Here is a 1,118-nt window from a genome sequence, read left to right on the forward strand (position 1 = left end):
GGCAACTGTTATGTTGAAGGGGCTGTCCGATAGGGCTTTCTGTCGCGCATCATGGCGTTGAGGATGGTGAGCAGCTTTCGAGCAACGGCAATGAGGGCGAGCTTGGCCGGTTTTCCGGCCTGGCGGAGCCTTGCATAGAAGACCTTGAAGGGGTCGGCGCGCCGGACAGCATTCAGGGCGGCCATATAGAGGGCATCGCGGACACGCTTGCGCCCGCCGCCGATCTTGCGCTTGCCGCGGTAGCTACCGCTGTCGACATTGAAGGGAGCTAGTCCGGCAAGGGCGGCCACCTGCTTAGGCCCGATGCGGCCGAGTTCCGGCATCTGGGTGATCAACTGCGTGCAGGCGACGGGTCCCACGCCAGGTACCGTGCGCATCAGCTGGGCATCTTCCGAGATCTCGGGCTCGGCCTTGATGAGCGCGCTGATCTCGGCCTCGATCTCGGCGATCTCCTCATCCAGAAAGTCGATGAAGCGGGAGATGCGGCTGACGATGGCACGGTCAGCGGCTTCGCTGCGACGGTTCTTCTCCTGGCTGCGCGTCAGAACCATTTGATCGCGCCGTTTGGCCAGCCATGTGAGGGCTTCGCGAGCTGGCGTGACGACGGCTTCGGTCTCGGGCCGCATGGCGCGGGCAAAGGCGGCGAGCATGCGCGCGTCGATCGGATCGGTCTTGGCGAGTTGGCCGCAGGCGCGGGCAAAGTCGCGGGCTCGTGCCGGGTTGATCCGGGCGAAGCGGATGCCGGCCTGGCGCAACGCCTCGCGGAGTTCGCGGTCATAGACCCCGGTCGCCTCAAACACCACCAACGCATCGCATCGCCAACGCGCCACCAGCTCTGTGATGGCATGTGGCGCGTTGGCGATGCGTTCCGGCACACCGACAGCCTCATCAAAGATATCGAGATCGTGTTTGGAGACGTCGATTCCGACGTAACGAAGGGATATGATCATGGCGCCTGTCCCTGTGATGCGAGGTCTGTTGGCGCAGCCTCGTGCAACTGTTCAGGTTGTAGATGGAACGGGCGGGAGACCGAGCCGGCTCACGGCGTCAAGCGCCAAGGACCCAACGGCTTCCCGCCCACCCCATCATGACAGACTTTCCAGACACAGGGACCCATA

The 1,118-nt window shown here is 63.7% G+C and carries 1 protein-coding gene; it reads right to left on the bottom strand.

Features of this window, described 5'->3' with window-relative positions; translation table 11 throughout:
- Positions 1 to 8: 8 nt before the first annotated feature.
- Positions 9 to 950, bottom strand: coding sequence for an IS110 family transposase (locus BRSPCE3_RS35630; protein WP_244071780.1), 942 nt, complete (start codon positions 948 to 950; stop codon positions 9 to 11).
- Between the last annotated feature and the right edge of the window lie 168 nt (positions 951 to 1,118).

Source organism: Bradyrhizobium sp. Ce-3, from assembly GCF_022835695.1.
In the GTDB taxonomy this organism is placed as follows: domain Bacteria; phylum Pseudomonadota; class Alphaproteobacteria; order Rhizobiales; family Xanthobacteraceae; genus Bradyrhizobium.

Coding starts and splice junctions, on each gene's coding strand:
- BRSPCE3_RS35630 (WP_244071780.1), bottom strand. CDS start 950: ATGATCATATCCCTTCGTTACGTCGGAATCGACGTCTCCAAACACGAT.